The following is a 1,059-nucleotide window of genomic DNA, read 5'->3' as shown; positions in this document are numbered from 1 at the left end:
TTTGAAAGTGAAGAAGAATTAGAGAAGACAAGAAAAGAACTGAATAAGAGAGATGAGTTCTTGGAGTCTATGGGATTGTGGGAAGTCTATGAAAGATTCCAATTAAAATTAAGTGATACAGTTGAACTTATAAAAGAGTCTTTACAGACAATTAAAGAAACATACGATAGACTCATTAACAAGAATAGACAACAGGAAATATTATCTAGACGTTCAATGAGTCTTAGTGAAAGAATATCATATTCTAAAAACAGGGTAGAGAATCAGCAAAGAACACAGCGACCTAGAAATCGTTCTAGAGATGATTTAAGTCGATAATACTAAAAACCAAAAAGGAGCAAGTTTTGGGCTTGCTCTATAGTTTATTTATTTTGTTTTTTTATAGATTTATATATTTATATTATGGAGTTAGTAGTAGCTCTTATTGGGAGTTAGTAGTAACTCTTATTGGGAATTAGTAGTAACTCTTATTGGGAATTAGTTTAAATTTAATTGACTAATTGCTTTGTGTGAGTTAATTTTATATATATAAACTAATGCTATGATTAAGGGGTGCTTATAATGACTAAAAATAATGATAATTCCTTGCAAAATCAAATAATTGCAATGTCTAATACCCTGGCTGAAAAATCAACACGATTTAATGCTGCTCAGCAAAGACTTTTTTATGTCAGTTTAGCTGCATTAAAAAGAGGAATTAATGCAAACAATGAAGTTGAAATTGATAAAGAAGATCTTTTTGAATACTTGCATATAACGAATTCTCATAGACATGCTGACTTGCGAAAAAGCGTAGTGAAGCTCATGCAGTCATCATTTGTGCAGTTCGGAACTGATGAGGAATTTTGCGACGGATTTCTTATTGTTGGGGCACGAACGACACGAAAAAAGATATACATCGGATTCAATGCATATTTTCTTCCTCTCATACAGGAGCTTGCTGACAACTATGTTCGCTTGCTGGATGATGATGTGACATCATTTGATTCTAAATTCTCGATGATGCTCTATCAGAACCTTCTGAAAGATAAATGGATGCTGACCAATCCCGATTTTTAC

At 32.5% G+C, this 1,059-nt stretch carries 2 protein-coding genes; both read left to right on the top strand.

Annotated features, from left to right (window positions below):
* On the top strand, nt 1–318 hold a 318-nt coding region (locus T529_RS13295), incomplete at its 5' end, for a hypothetical protein (RefSeq protein ID WP_033163775.1).
* A 243-nt stretch (nt 319–561) separates the two neighbouring features.
* On the top strand, nt 562–1,059 hold a 498-nt coding region (locus tag T529_RS0111610), incomplete at its 3' end, for a replication initiation protein (protein ID WP_033163774.1).

Source organism: Sharpea azabuensis DSM 18934 (assembly GCF_000702165.1).
Taxonomy (GTDB): Bacteria; Bacillota_I; Bacilli_A; order Erysipelotrichales; family Coprobacillaceae; genus Sharpea; species Sharpea azabuensis.
The sequence above is the reverse complement of the archived record's forward strand: the minus strand, read 5'-3'. Positions and strand labels throughout refer to the sequence as shown.